The following is a 15,201-nucleotide window of genomic DNA, read 5'->3' as shown; positions in this document are numbered from 1 at the left end:
TAGAGCCCTGCAAGGCAAAAACAGGCGAGGAAGCGGAGTGTACTGTTGTACATGAGCATTCCAAGCCTGTTTTTAACGCAGCAGGGCCGACGCGCAGCAGATCGCAGGCAGGCGCTTAGGCCACATCCATCAGGATGATTTCGCTATCTTCGATGGCCGTTACCCGGATCACTTCGACATCGCTGACTGCCACACCATCGCGAGCCTGGGCGCTTATGCCGTTGACCTCGATACTGCCGCTGGCGGCCACCAGGTAAGCTCGGCGCGCAGCACCAATCGGGTACTCGGTGCTCTGCCCGGCTTGCAGGGTAGCGGCCGCCATCCGTGCATTGGTGCGGATCGACAGCGCGTCCTGATCTTCGGCAAAGCCGCTGGCCAGCGTGACGAAGGCACCGGCGCGCTCACCTTTAGGGAATGGCTTGGCGCCCCAGGATGGCGGCAGGCCGGACTGATTGGGCTGAATCCATATCTGGAAGATCTTGGTGGTGGTGTCTTCCAGGTTGTATTCACTGTGCGCGATACCAGTGCCGGCGCTCATCACCTGCACATCACCGGCTTCGGTACGGCCATGGTTACCCAGGTTGTCCTTGTGGGTGATGGCCCCTTGGCGTACATAGGTGATGATTTCCATATCGCGGTGCGGATGGGTTGGAAAACCCGTCTGCGGCGCAATTTCATCATCGTTCCACACTCGCAGCGGCCCCCAGCTCATGCGCGCCGGGTCATAGTATTCGGCAAAGGAAAAGTGATGACGGGCATTCAGCCAGCCATGATGGGCACCGCCGAGTTCGGCGAAGGGGCGTACTTCGATCATCTGCGTATCCTCATTAAGAACACCGGCTTTCAGCAGCGGTGTCCGTGGGCGATGGAACGATGATCCAATAAATCAATACGATTAAAAATACGTAAATATTGAGCTTAATAATCTGATTATTAGATGTTTATGCGCATTGGTTGCAAGCGGGTGCAACCTCAAGTCATGTTGCTGAGCCTGTAGCTAAAAGCGTGAAAAGGATGCCGGGAATGCAAGAACGTAAAGCGCTGCTGATTCTGCATGGCAAGCAGGCCCTCAATGCCGAGGTGCGTGCTGCCGTGCAGGCGCGTCGTGAAGACGGCTGGCAGCTGGATGTGCGGGTTACCTGGGAGGGTGGAGACGCGCAGCGTCTGGTCAGTGAGGCGTTGCAGGCCGGTTATCCTATCCTGATTGCCGGCGGTGGCGATGGCACCCTGCGTGATGTGGCTGAAGCCATGGCGCTGGCAAAAACCAAGGCCAGTTTGGCGCTGTTACCACTGGGTACGGCCAACGATTTTGCCCGTGCCGCCGGCGTACCGCTTGAGCCTTTGGCTGCGCTTGGTTTGTTAGATATGCCGGCGCAGTCAATTGATCTGGGCGAAGCCGAGGGGCAGGTGTTTCTCAATATGGCCACGGGTGGTTTTGGTTCCAACGTCACCGCCAACACACCGGAAGACCTCAAGCGTGTGCTCGGCGGGGCAGCTTACTTGCTGACTGGCCTGACCCGCTTTGCCGACGTGCAGTCGTCGTTCGGTCGCTTTACCGGGCCGGATTTTCAGTGGGAAGGCGAGTTTCTCGCCCTTGGTATTGGGAATGGTCGTCAGGCCGGCGGTGGGCATGTGTTGTGCCCCCAGGCGAGGGTCAACGATGGCTTGTTGGATATCTGCATCGTTCCGGCGGCGGCCGATGTGGTTGGCACCCTGGGCACGCTGCTATCAGGCGGGATCAATGGTTTGCAGAGCGTGGCCCTGAGCGCGCGGCTGGCTTGGCTGGAGGTCGAGGCACCACAAGGCATGGATCTCAATCTGGACGGCGAGCCGATGGAAAGTCGCAAGTTGCGCTTTGCGGCAATGCCGAACGCGCTGCGCGTGCATTTGCCAGAAAACTCCCCGTTGCTGGTGCAATAAGCCGGAAGCTTCCTGCCATCTGGCTAGCCTCGACGCTGCGCTTATCGCATGATGGCGCTGCGCCACCCGCCTTCAGATGCGCGGCATATGGCCGATACATCAGGTCATGGCTATTTGAGCTAGGCTAGATCGATAAGTAAACAGGAGCGCATGATGGCCGGCATTCTCGACTCAGTGAACCAACGCACCCAGCTAGTGGGTGAGAACCGCCTGGAAATTCTCATGTTCCGCCTGGTGGGTCGGCAGTTGTTTGCGATCAACGTATTCAAGGTGCAGGAAGTTCTGCAGATGCCCAAGCTGACCCTGATGCCGCAGCGGCACAGGTTTGTTTGTGGTGTGGTCAACCTGCGTGGGCAGACGTTGCCAGTGATCGATCTGTCCCAGGCCATCGGCATGCGCCCAATCGTGCCGGATGAGCGCAGCACCATCATCGTCACCGAGTACAACCGCTCAGTGCAGGCCTTTCTGGTTGGCGGGGTCGAGCGCATTCTCAACCTCAACTGGGAATCCATCCTGCCGCCGCCAGGTGGTGCTGGACGCCAGCATTACCTGACCGCAATCACCAAGGTCGAAGACCAGATTGTCGAAGTGATCGACGTGGAAAAGGTGCTGGCGGAAATCACTCCGATGAGTACCAAGGTCTCGCCGGAGAAACTCTCAGACCCACTGCTGGAATACGCCAAGGGCCGTGAAGTACTGCTGGTGGATGACTCCAACGTGGCCATGAGTCAGCTCAAGGGCACCATGGCGCAACTGGATATCCGTTGCCACGCCGCCAGCGATGGTTTGCGCGCGCTGAACCTGCTGAAAAGCTGGGCCGACGACGGCGTCGATGTGCACGAGAAATTGCTGATGGTGATTACCGATGCGGAAATGCCAGAAATGGACGGCTACCGCCTGACCACCGAAATCCGCAATGACTCGCGTCTTAAGGATTTGTATGTGGTGCTGCACACCTCGCTGTCCGGCAGCTTCAACGAGGCTATGGTGAAGAAGGTTGGCTGCGACAACTTCCTCTCTAAATTCCAGCCGGACAAACTGGTGGATGTGGTGCACGAGCGTTTGGCGCTGCTTCACCCTGAGGAATAGCTCCGGCGAGGGCTGCGCTATTCGCCAAGGCGCTGGCGCAGTCGCTCAATGCGTTCACGATTTACGTCGAAATCCGCATAGCCCAGACGTGATGCCGAGCGCACATCCACGGCGCTTGCGCCGATCATAAATTCCACATCATCGACAAAGCGCATCAGCTTGCTGCTGTATTCCGCGCGCAAATAACCCGGTGCTTCATCTACCAGACTCACGCGTGGCTCTTCACTGAGTAGCGCCTTGAGGAGTGCCTGGGTTTCTTCGGTAGAGCCTTTCAGCGGTAGCGGCTGGATGGCGTGCCGCGCATCGCTGGCCTGGCTATTTACACAGTTCGGTGAGTCCGGGCAGGCGCGCAGATGGCCGTCGTGGATGCCGAGATTGTCCGGTGCGGTGCCACTGCAGGCGCTTAGCAGAACCAGCAGCGGTAGGGCCAAGATGGGCTTGTGAGTACGGCGGGTTACTCGTATAAGGGCGTTTTGCCAAAGGGAAGCTGGGCTCATGTTGCATCTCTCCGGGTTGTACCGTTATCCACTGAAATCGGCGGCGGGTGAAGCCTTGCGTGAAACGGCGCTGGACGCCTTGGGCGTGCAGGGTGATCGTCGCTGGATGGTAGTCGATGCTGAAACCGGGCGCTTCCTTACACAACGCTTACTGGCACAAATGACCCAGCTGCAAGCGCGCTGGCTGGGCAGCACGCACCTGCAACTGAGTGCGCCGGGCATGGCTGAGCTGCTGGTGGCGGTGCCGGATGGGCAGGCGCCGCTGCGTGGCGTAACCATCTGGCGCGATAGCTTGCAGGTGCCGGATGCTGGCGATGTGCCCGCGCAGTGGCTAAGCCAGTTGCTTGGCCGCACCTGTCGCCTGGTGCAGGTGCCAGAGCCGCGTGCGCGGCAGGTTGATACGGCCTATGCGGAGGTAGGCGACAAGGTGGCGTTTGCCGATGGCTTTCCGTTGCTGCTGATCGGCCAAGCGTCGCTGGATGATCTGTCGGCCCGGGTCGGCCGGCCTTTGCCGATGCTGCGCTTCCGTCCGAATCTGGTGGTCAGTGGCAGCGAGCCGTATGCAGAGGACAGCTGGAAGCGGATTCGCATTGGTGAGCTGGAGTTTCGTGTGGTCAAGGGCTGCTCGCGCTGCATCATGACCACCCTCGACCCACAAACCGGCGAGCGCAGCGCTGACCGTGAGCCGCTGGCCACCCTGAAAACCTACCGTGAGCGCGAGGGCGAGGTGTTTTTCGGGCAGAACCTGATTGCCTGTGGTGGGGGCTACTTGCGGCTGGATATGCCGGTGCAGGTGCTGGAGTAGGGCGAGAAGGCACGCTCAGCAGTTGCTGTTGAGCGTGCCTGTTTAGTGGTTATTGGTCGAAGTAACGCTCGTGCCAGGCTACCAGTGGCTGCGGCGCATTGAGCTTCTCGCCGTAGATCACCGAGTAGGACAGCACGTTCTGCACGTACTGGCGGGTTTCATCAAACGGGATGTTCTCGATCCACACGTCATACGACAGGTGGTCCGCACCCCGCAGCCACTGGCGCACACGGCCTGGGCCGGCGTTGTAGGCGGCGGAGGCGAGTACGCGGTTACCGTTGAACTGGCCGTAGATCTGGCTCAGGTAGGCCGCGCCCAACTGGATATTGACCTCCGGGCGGTAGGCCAGCTGCGGCGATGACAGCGGAATACCAAAGCGCTTGGCGGTTTCCTTGGCGGTGGCCGGCATTAGTTGCATCAGGCCCATGGCACCAACGCCCGACTTGGCATCGGCCATAAAGGCGCTTTCCTGGCGGGTGATGGCGAATACCCAGCTGGAGTGGATGTCGCGATTCTTCGCCTCGCGTACCAGTTCATTGCGGTGGGCCATCGGGAAGCGTACGTCCAAATCGTCCCAGTACTGCGCCTGGCTGATAGTGCGGATGGCCGGGAAGTACCAACCCATGTCATAGGCGAGACGCGCCTGGGCGACCATTTCATCGCGGCTGAACAGGCGGCTGACGTTGTACCACTCGCGCCGGCCATCAGCGACCTGACCGCGGGCGTGGAACTCCAGGGCACGGCGAATAGCCGCCGAATTACGTACTTTCTGAATGGTTTGCGGGCTCAGGGCCAGCGGTTTGTTGTTCAGCTGATAAGGCGCTTTCACCTGGTCAGCGGCCATAAAACCGTAGAAATCACGCTCCTTGGCCAGTGCCTGATACAGCGCTTTCGGTTCCTGGTTGTTGGGCTGCGCCAGTTGCAGGCTGCGCGCCTGCCAGTAACGCCAGCGATTAGTGTTGCCCAGTTCGGCGGGCATCTTGCGCGTCAGCTGGTTGGCTTCGTCCCAGCGGCCCAAGCGCAGCAGCAGGCGAGCGCGCCATTCGCTGACGGTGTTGTCACGCAGTTCGGGATCGTACTTGGCCATGACTTGCAGGGCGCGGGCATCGAAGCGTTTGGCCAGGGTTAGGCCGATTTCTCGGGCGATGGCGACTTGTTCGTCGCTGGAGAACTTCAACCGTTGAGAGTAACTGTCGAGCAGTTTGAGTGCGCTTTCCGGGTCCTGGCGGGCCAGGCGGCGTAGGCCCAGGCCAACTACATCGGCTGTTGCCGGATCGGCCTGGGTAAAGCGTGCAGTCTGTTTCAGTAGCTCAGGTTTCTGCGCCACTTCTAATAAGCTTTTGCCGTGGTTGCCTAGGGTTGGCATGGCCTTGATCAGGTGGGTTACCAGGCCATAGTTGCGTGCTTCGGCTGCCAGTTTGGCGCGCTGCCAGCGTTTCTGCTCGGTAAGTTGGCCTTCTGCGGCCCACAGCGCGAACAGCGGGTCGCAGGCGTTAGGCTGCGATTTGCCCACCAGCCAGAGTTTCTCTGCGGTGGCGTTGCCTTCGGCGCGCATGCCGTGGCTCAGTTGGTATTGGCCATATAGGCAGTCGAGCTCGGTGAAATTGAGCGTTGGGTCGTAATAATTGATAAAGGTCTTCCATTCGCCGCGCTCGGCCAGCCAGCGCAACCAACGTAGCTTCATCCAGCTGATCTGCGGCAAGTCACCATGTTCGGCGAGGAATTTCTCGATTTCGTCATTGCTTGCCCATTTCAGCCGTGCAGTTAGCTCGTCATACGCCAGATAGGGCTCCAGCGGATAGTCACGCAGGGCACTGGCGTAGCGCTGGTAAGGTCCTTTGTCACCCTTGGCCAGTGCGGCTTTGGCTTGGTCGTAATATTGACGTTGTTGCGTCAGGGTGGCGGCTTGCACCGCAGTAAAACTCAGGGAGGAAACCAACAGGCAGGACAGCAGGCTGAACAGGGGACCGCGCATGACACTTCCAGGCAAATAATGCGTATGGCTCTAGCTTAGTCTTTTGCCTATGGGTGGTGAAGGCGCAATGCGTTTCAACGCGTAATTGTCGGCATTAATCGCGGCTTGAGTCTTGGCTAGCGTGCTAGAGCGCTTGCCGCCTGGGCGACCTACGGCCAATGCAGAATTTACCGCACCTGGCGCTGAAATTGCCTGCTTGGTCTGGGCGCTTCTCGGTTAGAATGCGCGCCCTGTTTTGCGGGTGCCTTGGGCAGCTGCAGATGATTTTCTGGGTGTTTCAGGATGCCGCTGTGCCCTAGATGCAACGAAGCCCGTTGCTAGGCCGCGGTTTACCAGCGTTCACCCGTCGTTTTTTGTTGAGGCGTGCCATGACCCTGCTCAAGTTCACCGATATTTCCCTGGCCTACGGCGCAATGCCGCTCTTGGACAAGGTGTCTTGGCAGATCGCCCGTGGCGAGCGGGTGTGCATCATCGGCCGCAACGGTACCGGCAAGTCGAGCATGATGAAGCTGGTCAAGGGCGACCAGAAGGCCGATGACGGCGCCGTCTGGCGCGCACCTGGCCTGAAGATCGGCGAATTGCCGCAGGAGTTGCCGCAGGCTGATGACCGCACCGTGTTTGATGTGGTTGCCCAAGGCCTGGACGGTGTGGGTGAACTGCTCGCGCAGTACCACCACTTGGCGCAGAACTGTGTCACTGAAGCCGATCTGGACAAGCTGATGCACGTGCAGCAGGACCTTGAGGCCCGTGACGGCTGGCGCTTACAGCAGCTGGTCGACAGCACCCTGAGCCGCCTGCAACTGCCAGCCGACAAGACCCTGGCTGAACTGTCCGGCGGCTGGCGTCGCCGCGTGCTACTGGCTCAGGCGCTGGTCTCCGAGCCGGATCTGCTGCTGCTCGACGAACCCACCAACCACCTGGATATCGGCGCGATTGCCTGGCTGGAAGAAGCCTTGACCGATTTCCAGGGGGCGGTGCTGTTTATCACCCACGACCGTTCCTTCCTGCAGAACCTGGCCACGCGCATCCTCGAACTGGACCGTGGCGGCCTGATCGACTGGAACGGCGACTACGCCAGTTTCCTGGTACACAAGGAAGCCACCCTGGCCGCCGAAGAGACCGCCAACGCGCTGTTCGACAAACGCCTGGCGCAGGAAGAAGTGTGGATTCGCCAGGGCATCAAGGCTCGCCGCACCCGAAACGAAGGCCGCGTGCGCGCACTCAAAGCCCTGCGCGTGGAGCGCAGCGAGCGCCGTGAGCGTACCGGCAAGGCCAATATCATGCTGGAAACTGCAGAGAAATCCGGCAAGCAGGTGATGGTGCTGGAAAACGTCAGCTTTGCGCATCCAGGTGGGCCGTTCCTGATCAAGGACTTCTCCATGGTGCTGCAGCGCGGCGACCGTATCGGCCTGCTCGGGGCCAACGGTACCGGCAAAACCACTCTGCTGAAGCTGATGCTGGGTGGTTTGCAGCCCACCAGCGGTGAAGTGGCCGAAGGCACACGCATCGATGTGGCTTATTTTGACCAATTGCGTCACCAGCTCGACCTGGAAAAGACCGTGATCGACAACGTCGCCGAAGGCCGCGACTTTATCGAGATCGACGGGCAGAACCGCCATGTGCTGAGCTACCTGGGCGACTTCCTGTTCAGCCCGCAGCGTGCGCGTACACCGGTTAAGGCACTCTCTGGTGGTGAGCGGGCACGTCTTTTGCTCGCCAAGCTGTTCAGCAAGCCGGCCAACCTGCTGGTGCTGGACGAACCGACCAATGACCTCGATGTGGAAACCCTGGAGTTGCTTGAAGAAGTGCTGCTGACCTTCCCAGGCACCGTGCTGATGGTTAGCCACGACCGGGCCTTCCTCGATAACGTGGTGACCAGCACTTTGGTCTTCGAAGGTGAAGGTAAGGTGCGCGAATATGTTGGTGGTTATCAGGATTGGTTGCGTCAGGGCGGTTCGCCGCGCCTGCTCGGAGTCGGTGAAAGCAAAGCCGGCAAGCCTGAACTAGCCTCTGCAGTGGTCCCAGCGCCAGTTGCGGAGGAGCCTGTGGCTGCCGCGGCAAGCAAGAAAAAGCTCAGCTATAAGCTGCAGCGCGAACTGGAGGCCATTCCAGGGCAGATTGATGTGCTCGAGGGGCAGGTCGCCAGCTTGCAGGAGCAGATCGGTTCACCGAGTTTCTATCAGCAACCGGCGGAAAAGACCGCTGAGGTGCTGGCGAAATTGCAGGCCGTACAGCATGAGCTGGAACAATTGGTCGAGCGTTGGGCGGAGCTGGAAGGCTAAACCCGATGTGTTAAGTACGTAACGCACTCAAACAGGATTTTGAGACTTCTGGCGGAGACATTCATGGCCATCGAGTACCGCATCACTCTCGACGATAATCATCAATTCAGCTACAGGATTGAGCTGGATCGGGTGTATGAGGCAGAGGCAGCGCAAAGTGCACCGGCCTGGACGCGTCTTGAATACCAGCAGTGCAGCAACTGCCCGCTGAGCAAGGACAACTTCAGTCATTGCCCAGCGGCTGTCGACTTGCATCGGGTAATCGAGGATTTCCAGGGCCTGCCCGCATTCAAAAAGGTGGCTGTATGGGTGCGTACGCCTGAGCGTGAGTACAACAAGCAGGTCGGTTTGGAAGAGGGGCTGCGCGCGTTGCTCGGGGTGATCATGGCAACCAGTGCCTGTCCGGTGCTGGGTAAGCTCAAGCCAATGGCGCAGCATCATTTGCCGTTTGCTAATAGCCAGGAATTTATTCTGCGCACGGTGTCGTTGTACCTGACGCAGCAGTACTTCAATTTGCGCGAGGGGCGTGCTCCTGACTGGGAGCTGAAGGGCCTGGTGCGAATGTTCCAGCAGTTGCAGCTGGTCAATCAGGCGTTCTGGCAGCGCATTCATGCGACCTGCGAGGGCGACTCCAACCTCAAGGCGTTCCTGACCTTCTTCTCCATGGCCTCAAGCATGACGTATTCGCTGGAAACCCAGCTGCAGAAGATTCGCCCGCTGGTCATGAGCTCACCTGAGAGCGGTGAATAACGCGGCGACGTTATTCACCGGCTGCTCGCGTTACTCAGCTTTTTTCAGGCGCACGGCCAGTACATCGCAAGGCGCGCCGTGCAGTACGTCGTTGGCTGTGGAGCCCAGTAGCAGCGCCAGGCCGTGGCGGCCGTGGCTGCCGACGACGATCAGGTCACATTGCTGTTCTTCTGCCAGGCGGTGAATTTCCTGGCGCGGCTGGCCGTAGGCCAGGTGACGATGCTCGGCGCTTAGATCGGGATATTTGCCGGAAAACTTGTCCAGGCGCTCGCGGGCCTGGTCGAACTGTTGCTGTTGCAGCATCGACAGGTCCATCGGTACGTCGCCGCCGAAGGCCATGGCCATGGGTTCGACGATATGCACTACCGACAACTTGGCTCCGCTGCTGGCTGCTAGTTTCTGCGCACGGTGCATAACCGGGTCGCACTCCTCGGTAAGGTCGACGGCGACCAGAATGTGTTGATAGGGCATGGGGTAACTCTCCTTGCAAGTTGATCAATGGTTTTATTATGGCCGTCCTGAGCGCTGATGACAGGCTTTTGCCGGTGAGATAACGATATGAGTCCCTGGTTTCTACTTTTACTCCTGGCTTTTATGCTCAGCCCGCTGGCCTGGCTGGTGCCATCGCGCCATCAGCGTGGACAGATGGATGTGCGCCTACAGGCGCGGCGTATGGGCGTAGCAATGCAGTTGTCGCGCCAGGAGTGGCCGCATTGGTTGCTGCGTCAGCCGCCGCACACTTGCCCGCAATACCACCGTGCGCGCAAGCGCGGGCAGATTGATAGCTGGTGCTATTGGCAGATTGAACCGGGGCAGTGGGTGAATAAATGGCGCGAGCCCTGCGTTGATCAGGCCTTGTTGGCGCAATTGCAGGCATTGCCTGCGGATGCCTTCAAGGTCGAGGCGACTGATCAGATGCTGTCTGTATGTTGGGGCGAGCGGGGTGCTAGCGAGGCGTTGGAAGCAATTGTTGCGTTTCTCCAGGCTAAGGCCTGAACAAAAATTGCCTGGGGCCGTATTTAACGTCGCGTAGCGCCGGCCCGAAGAGTGGCTGCCAGGGATAGCAGGCCCCATAAAGAAAGCCCAGTGCGAGCACTGGGCTGGAGTACGGCCAGGCAGGCCGGTAAAGCGAATACGGGGGGTGACGGTCGCGGTCAGAGGTTGGCGACCGCGTACTGGCCTGAAATCTGTTCAATGCCCTGAATGATGGTATTGGAGTACTTGTTGACCAGAAATGGCACGCTGTTCTCGTTGTAGTTGATCAGCGACTTTTCAATATAGCGCCATTTAGTGGCGACCCCTTCCCAGGATTGCTTGAGCTGCGGCGTATTCTTCGGGTCTTTCTCCAGTGCTGCCATCTTGCTGGCGAATTCGCTGACCAGCTCCTCGATCGGTCGTGCATCGCCGCCGCCCATAAAAGTGGCGCCGACCGATGCACTGCGTGAGGCGTAATCTACGGCAATGCCTTGCATCAGCAGGCTTTGCTCGCGGCTTCGCTGGGTAAGAGCAGGCACGCTGTAGCTGCCTTCCTGCTGGATCTTGGTGTACAGCTCCTGGCTCAGGGTCATCAGCTGCTGATTGCGGGCTGCCAGGTCGGCCACTGGTTGCAGGTCGGTAAAGCCCTGGCTCTTTAGTGCGTTGATCAGATTGTTGAGGTCGATCTGATAACCCTTCCATTGCTGATCAAGCTGCGAGCGCAGCGCCTTTGCGCCTTCGCCGGGCATATCCGTCAGCGCTGTCAGGTGGCTATTCACCTCGCTTAGCGAGTCGTTGATCATCCGCGCATAGCGTTGGTCACCTTCCATGCCGTTGAACATATAGAAGTCGCCAAGAGATTTTTGTGCAGCCAAGCGCAGCTGGTGCAGTTTCAGCAGGTTGGTAGCGGCATCTGCAGCTTGGGTCGCAGCGCTGAATAGGGGGAGGGTGATTGCGAGCAGGGTGCTCAAAACAATGGCAAGCATGCGGCTCGACATGGGGAAACTCCGTGCGCCCTTGATTGGGCTCTAATTGTTTTTGTTTTGGCTACGGGCGGTCTAAAACGGCCGTATTGAGACGACTGTACCTGCAGCCAAATCATTTGGCTAGGTATGCGCTGGATCACACTTCTGTTTGCAGAGTTGGCGAAGTAACCGTATATCGCTGCGGATGGCCGCCTGTTCGCTGCAGAGTAATCAGCACGCCTGCGTAAGCCTGAACGTAATTTTTTGTACGCCTTTGCAGTCACTACAGGCCAATTGACAAGTAGGGGCTTTTCCTTGAAGGTGTGCACACCCAAATCAAACGGGCGTATGAATTGAGCGTTTGCCTTCAAAGGCACCGCCTTTACAGCCCGATTATCGCGTCGGTGGGTGTGCCAGGCTGATTGGGGCTACTCTGAGACGGCTATGCCGTGGAGTAGCTTGCTGGTTGGCTCCGATGTGTACTGTTCAGCTTCCATACCGTGGAGATCAGTTGATGATTTACGAAGGTAAAGCCATCACGGTTAAGGCTCTTGAGAGTGGCATTGTCGAATTGAAATTCGACCTCAAGGGTGAATCCGTCAACAAATTCAACCGTCTTACCCTCAATGAACTGCGTCAATCCGTTGATGCAATCAAGGCCGATGGTTCGATCAAGGGCGTGATTGTCACCAGTGGCAAAGACGTATTTATCGTCGGCGCCGACATCACCGAGTTCGTCGACAACTTCAAGTTGCCGGACGAAGAACTGGTGGCTGGCAACCTCGAAGCCAACAAGATCTTCAGTGATTTTGAAGACCTCAATGTTCCGACTGTTGTCGCGATCAACGGCATCGCCCTGGGCGGTGGTTTTGAGATGTGTCTGGCCGCGGATTACCGCGTCATGGCCGAAAGCGCCAAAGTTGGTCTGCCGGAAGTCAAACTGGGCATCTACCCAGGCTTCGGCGGCACCGTGCGTTTGCCACGTGTTATCGGTACCGATAACGCGGTTGAGTGGATTGCCGGTGGTAAAGAGAACAAAGCTGCTGACGCCCTGAAAATGGGTGCAGTGGATGCCGTGGTTGCCGCTGACAAGCTGCAAGCCGCTGCCCTGGATCTGATCAAGCGCGCCATCTCCGGCGAGCTGGACTTCAAGGCCAAGCGTCAGCCGAAGCTGGAAAAGCTCAAGCTCAACGCGATTGAGCAGATGATGTGCTTTGAAACCGCCAAAGGTTTTGTCGCAGGTCAGGCCGGCCCGAACTATCCGGCGCCGGTTGAAGCGATCAAAACCATTCAGAAAGCCGCCAACTTCGGTCGCGACAAAGCGCTGGAAGTGGAAGCTGCTGGCTTCGTCAAACTGGCTAAAACCCCGGTTGCTGCCAGCCTGATCGGCCTGTTCCTGAACGATCAGGACCTGAAGAAGAAAGCCAAGCAGTACGACGAAATCGCCAAAGACGTGAAACTGGCTGCCGTACTCGGCGCTGGCATCATGGGTGGCGGTATCGCCTACCAGTCCGCTTCCAAGGGCACCCCGATCCTGATGAAGGATATCCGTGAAGAGGGTATCCAGATGGGGCTGGCCGAGGCTTCCAAGCTGCTCGGCGGCCGCGTTGCCAAAGGTCGCATGACCCCGGCGAAGATGGCTGAAGCCCTCACTGCTATTCGCCCGACCATGTCCTACGGCGACTTCGGCGCTGTCGACATCGTTGTCGAAGCCGTGGTCGAGAACCCGAAGGTCAAGCAGATCGTGCTGGCTGAAGTGGAAGGCGTGGTTAAAGAAGACGCAATCCTCGCGTCGAACACCTCGACCATTTCCATCAACTTGCTGGCTAAGGCCCTCAAGCGTCCGGAAAACTTCGTCGGCATGCACTTCTTCAACCCGGTGCACATGATGCCGCTGGTTGAAGTGATTCGTGGCGAGAAGTCCAGCGACGTAGCCGTGGCTACCACCGTTGCTTACGCCAAGAAAATGGGCAAGACCCCAGTTGTGGTCAACGACTGCCCAGGCTTCCTGGTTAACCGCGTGCTGTTCCCGTACTTCGGTGGCTTCTCCAAGCTGTTGGCATTCGGCGTGGACTTCGTGCGTATCGACAAGGTTATGGAGAAGTTCGGCTGGCCGATGGGCCCGGCGTACCTGTCCGACGTGGTTGGTATCGACACGGGTCACCACGGCCGTGACGTAATGGCTGAAGGTTTCCCGGATCGCATGGCTGTTGAAGGCCGTACCGCAGTTGACGTGATGTATGAAGCAGATCGCCTGGGCCAGAAGAACGGCAAAGGCTTCTACTCCTACGAAATGGACAAGCGCGGCAAGCCGAAGAAGGTTTCTGATCCGGTTGCCTATGACCTGCTCAAGTCCATCGTGACCGAGCAGCGTGAAGTGACTGATGAAGACATCATCAACTTCATGATGATTCCTCTGTGCATGGAAACCGTGCGTTGTCTGGAAGACGGCATCGTTGATACCGCAGCTGAGGCCGATATGGGCCTGATCTACGGCATCGGCTTCCCGCCGTTCCGTGGTGGTGCGCTGCGCTACATCGATACCGTCGGTGTAGCCGAGTTCGTTGCCCTGGCCGACAAATACGCCGAGCTGGGCGCGCTGTACACCCCGACTGCCAAGCTTCGCGAAATGGCCGCTAACGGCCAGAAGTTTTTCGGTTAATCGCGGACAGACTAGAGCGAGAGTGAATTTATGAGCCTGAATCCTAGAGATGCAGTCATCGTCGACTTCGGTCGTACCCCGATGGGTCGTTCCAAGGGCGGCATGCATCGCAACACCCGTGCCGAAACCATGTCGGCCAACCTGATCAGCGGCGTACTGGCACGTAACACCAAGCTGGATCCAGCTGAAGTGGAAGACGTGATCTGGGGCTGCGTTAATCAGACCCTAGAGCAGGGCTGGAACATCGCGCGCATGGCGTCGCTGATGACTCAGATCCCGCACACCGCTGCTGGCCAGACTGTAAGCCGCCTGTGCGGTTCGTCCATGAGCGCACTGCACACTGCTGTGCAGGCGATTCAGACCGGTAACGGTGACGTATTCGTCATCGGCGGTGTGGAGCACATGGGCCACGTTGGCATGATGCACGGCGTCGATCCAAACCCGCACCTGTCGCTCTACGCGGCCAAGGCCTCGGGCATGATGGGTCTGACCGCTGAAATGCTCGGCAAGATGCATGGCATCAGCCGTGAGCAGCAGGACGCTTTCGGTGAGCGTTCGCATCGTCTGGCCCACAAGGCCACCGTCGAAGGCAAGTTCAAGGATGAAATCATCCCGATGCAAGGCTACGACGAGAACGGCTTCCTGAAGGTCTTCGACTACGACGAAACCATTCGTCCGGAAACCACCCTGGCAAGCCTGGCTGCACTGAAGCCTGCGTTCAACCCGAAAGGCGGCACCGTGACTGCAGGTACGTCCTCGCAGATCACTGACGGCGCTTCCTGCATGATCGTCATGAGCGCCCAGCGAGCCCAAGACCTCGGTATTCAGCCAATGGCCGTAGTTCGCGCCATGGCTGTTGCTGGTGTTGATCCGGCTATCATGGGTTACGGTCCAGTGCCGTCGACTCAGAAGGCCCTCAAGCGTGCTGGCTTGACCATCAGTGATATCGATTTCTTCGAGCTCAACGAAGCCTTCGCTGCCCAGGCCCTGCCTGTGCTGAAGGACCTGAAAGTGCTCGACAAGATGGAAGAGAAGGTCAACTTGCACGGCGGCGCGATCGCTCTGGGTCACCCGTTCGGTTGTTCCGGTGCACGTATCTCCGGTACCCTGCTCAACGTGATGAAGCAGAATGGCGGCACCTTTGGTGTGTCGACCATGTGCGTAGGTCTCGGCCAAGGCATCACCACCGTCTTCGAACGCCTGTAAGCTTCACTGGCTGTAAGAGATGGAAAAAACCGGGGCCAGGGGCCCCGGTTTTTGTTTTTATACGCGCCGTCCTTG

Annotated in this window: 13 protein-coding genes; 8 read left to right on the top strand and 5 right to left on the bottom strand. The window is 58.6% G+C overall.

Features of this window, described 5'->3' with window-relative positions; all coding sequences use genetic code 11:
- Positions 1 to 115: 115 nt before the first annotated feature.
- Positions 116 to 814, bottom strand: a complete 699-nt coding sequence (locus tag ACIGEK_RS15970; protein ID WP_397494274.1) for a pirin family protein — start codon at positions 812 to 814, stop codon at positions 116 to 118.
- A 209-nt stretch (positions 815 to 1,023) separates the two neighbouring features.
- On the opposite strand from ACIGEK_RS15970, the gene yegS reads away from it, so the two are divergent.
- Together yegS and ACIGEK_RS15960 are read left to right on the top strand one after the other, a co-directional pair.
- Positions 1,024 to 1,920: a lipid kinase YegS gene (gene yegS / locus ACIGEK_RS15965; protein WP_397494273.1), complete on the top strand. Its 897-nt coding sequence runs from the start codon at positions 1,024 to 1,026 to the stop codon at positions 1,918 to 1,920.
- Between the two features lie 153 nt (positions 1,921 to 2,073).
- Positions 2,074 to 3,009, top strand: coding sequence for a chemotaxis protein CheV (locus ACIGEK_RS15960; protein WP_397494272.1), 936 nt, complete (start codon positions 2,074 to 2,076; stop codon positions 3,007 to 3,009).
- A 17-nt stretch (positions 3,010 to 3,026) separates the two neighbouring features.
- Here the strand turns inward: ACIGEK_RS15960 and ACIGEK_RS15955 are convergent, their stop codons facing one another.
- Positions 3,027 to 3,506 carry a DUF1499 domain-containing protein gene (locus tag ACIGEK_RS15955; RefSeq protein ID WP_397494271.1) on the bottom strand — a complete coding sequence of 160 codons (480 nt, stop codon included), beginning with the start codon at positions 3,504 to 3,506 and terminating at the stop codon, positions 3,027 to 3,029.
- On the opposite strand from ACIGEK_RS15955, the gene ACIGEK_RS15950 reads away from it, so the two are divergent.
- Complete coding sequence (locus ACIGEK_RS15950) at positions 3,505 to 4,311, top strand: MOSC domain-containing protein (protein WP_397494270.1); 807 nt, start codon at positions 3,505 to 3,507, stop codon at positions 4,309 to 4,311. The two genes, ACIGEK_RS15955 and ACIGEK_RS15950, sit on opposite strands and share 2 nt — an antisense overlap.
- 49 nt (positions 4,312 to 4,360) lie before the next feature.
- On the opposite strand, the gene ACIGEK_RS15945 is transcribed toward ACIGEK_RS15950, so the two are convergent.
- Entirely contained in the window at positions 4,361 to 6,286 is a 1,926-nt protein-coding gene (locus tag ACIGEK_RS15945) for a transglycosylase SLT domain-containing protein (protein WP_397494269.1), read from the bottom strand.
- Between the two features lie 368 nt (positions 6,287 to 6,654).
- Here ACIGEK_RS15945 and ACIGEK_RS15940 point away from each other — a divergent pair, with 368 nt between their 5' ends.
- Both ACIGEK_RS15940 and ACIGEK_RS15935 read left to right on the top strand, forming a co-directional pair.
- Complete coding sequence (locus ACIGEK_RS15940; protein ID WP_397494268.1) at positions 6,655 to 8,568, top strand: ATP-binding cassette domain-containing protein; 1,914 nt, start codon at positions 6,655 to 6,657, stop codon at positions 8,566 to 8,568.
- Between the two features lie 63 nt (positions 8,569 to 8,631).
- Complete coding sequence (locus ACIGEK_RS15935; protein ID WP_397494267.1) at positions 8,632 to 9,318, top strand: DUF6901 family protein; 687 nt, start codon at positions 8,632 to 8,634, stop codon at positions 9,316 to 9,318.
- A gap of 30 nt (positions 9,319 to 9,348) precedes the next feature.
- Here the strand turns inward: ACIGEK_RS15935 and ACIGEK_RS15930 are convergent, their stop codons facing one another.
- Positions 9,349 to 9,789, bottom strand: a complete 441-nt coding sequence (locus ACIGEK_RS15930; RefSeq protein ID WP_167141227.1) for a universal stress protein — start codon at positions 9,787 to 9,789, stop codon at positions 9,349 to 9,351.
- A gap of 87 nt (positions 9,790 to 9,876) precedes the next feature.
- Between ACIGEK_RS15930 and ACIGEK_RS15925 the strand changes: the two genes are divergently transcribed.
- Entirely contained in the window at positions 9,877 to 10,314 is a 438-nt protein-coding gene (locus tag ACIGEK_RS15925) for a hypothetical protein (protein ID WP_397494266.1), read from the top strand.
- Positions 10,315 to 10,472: 158 nt separating this feature from the next.
- Here ACIGEK_RS15925 and ACIGEK_RS15920 read toward each other — a convergent pair whose 3' ends face one another.
- A complete protein-coding gene (locus ACIGEK_RS15920) occupies positions 10,473 to 11,291 on the bottom strand; it encodes a hypothetical protein (protein ID WP_397494265.1) in 819 nt (272 codons plus the stop codon).
- 481 nt (positions 11,292 to 11,772) lie between these two features.
- Here ACIGEK_RS15920 and fadB point away from each other — a divergent pair, with 481 nt between their 5' ends.
- Together fadB and fadA are read left to right on the top strand one after the other, a co-directional pair.
- Entirely contained in the window at positions 11,773 to 13,920 is a 2,148-nt protein-coding gene (gene fadB, locus ACIGEK_RS15915) for a fatty acid oxidation complex subunit alpha FadB (RefSeq protein WP_397494264.1), read from the top strand.
- A 30-nt stretch (positions 13,921 to 13,950) separates the two neighbouring features.
- Positions 13,951 to 15,126, top strand: coding sequence for an acetyl-CoA C-acyltransferase FadA (gene fadA, locus ACIGEK_RS15910; RefSeq protein WP_397494263.1), 1,176 nt, complete (start codon positions 13,951 to 13,953; stop codon positions 15,124 to 15,126).
- The last annotated feature ends 75 nt before the right edge of the window (positions 15,127 to 15,201 follow it).

Source organism: Pseudomonas sp. NPDC079086, assembly GCF_044542155.1.
Lineage (GTDB): Bacteria > Pseudomonadota > Gammaproteobacteria > Pseudomonadales > Pseudomonadaceae > Aquipseudomonas.
The sequence above is the reverse complement of the archived record's forward strand: the minus strand, read 5'-3'. Positions and strand labels throughout refer to the sequence as shown.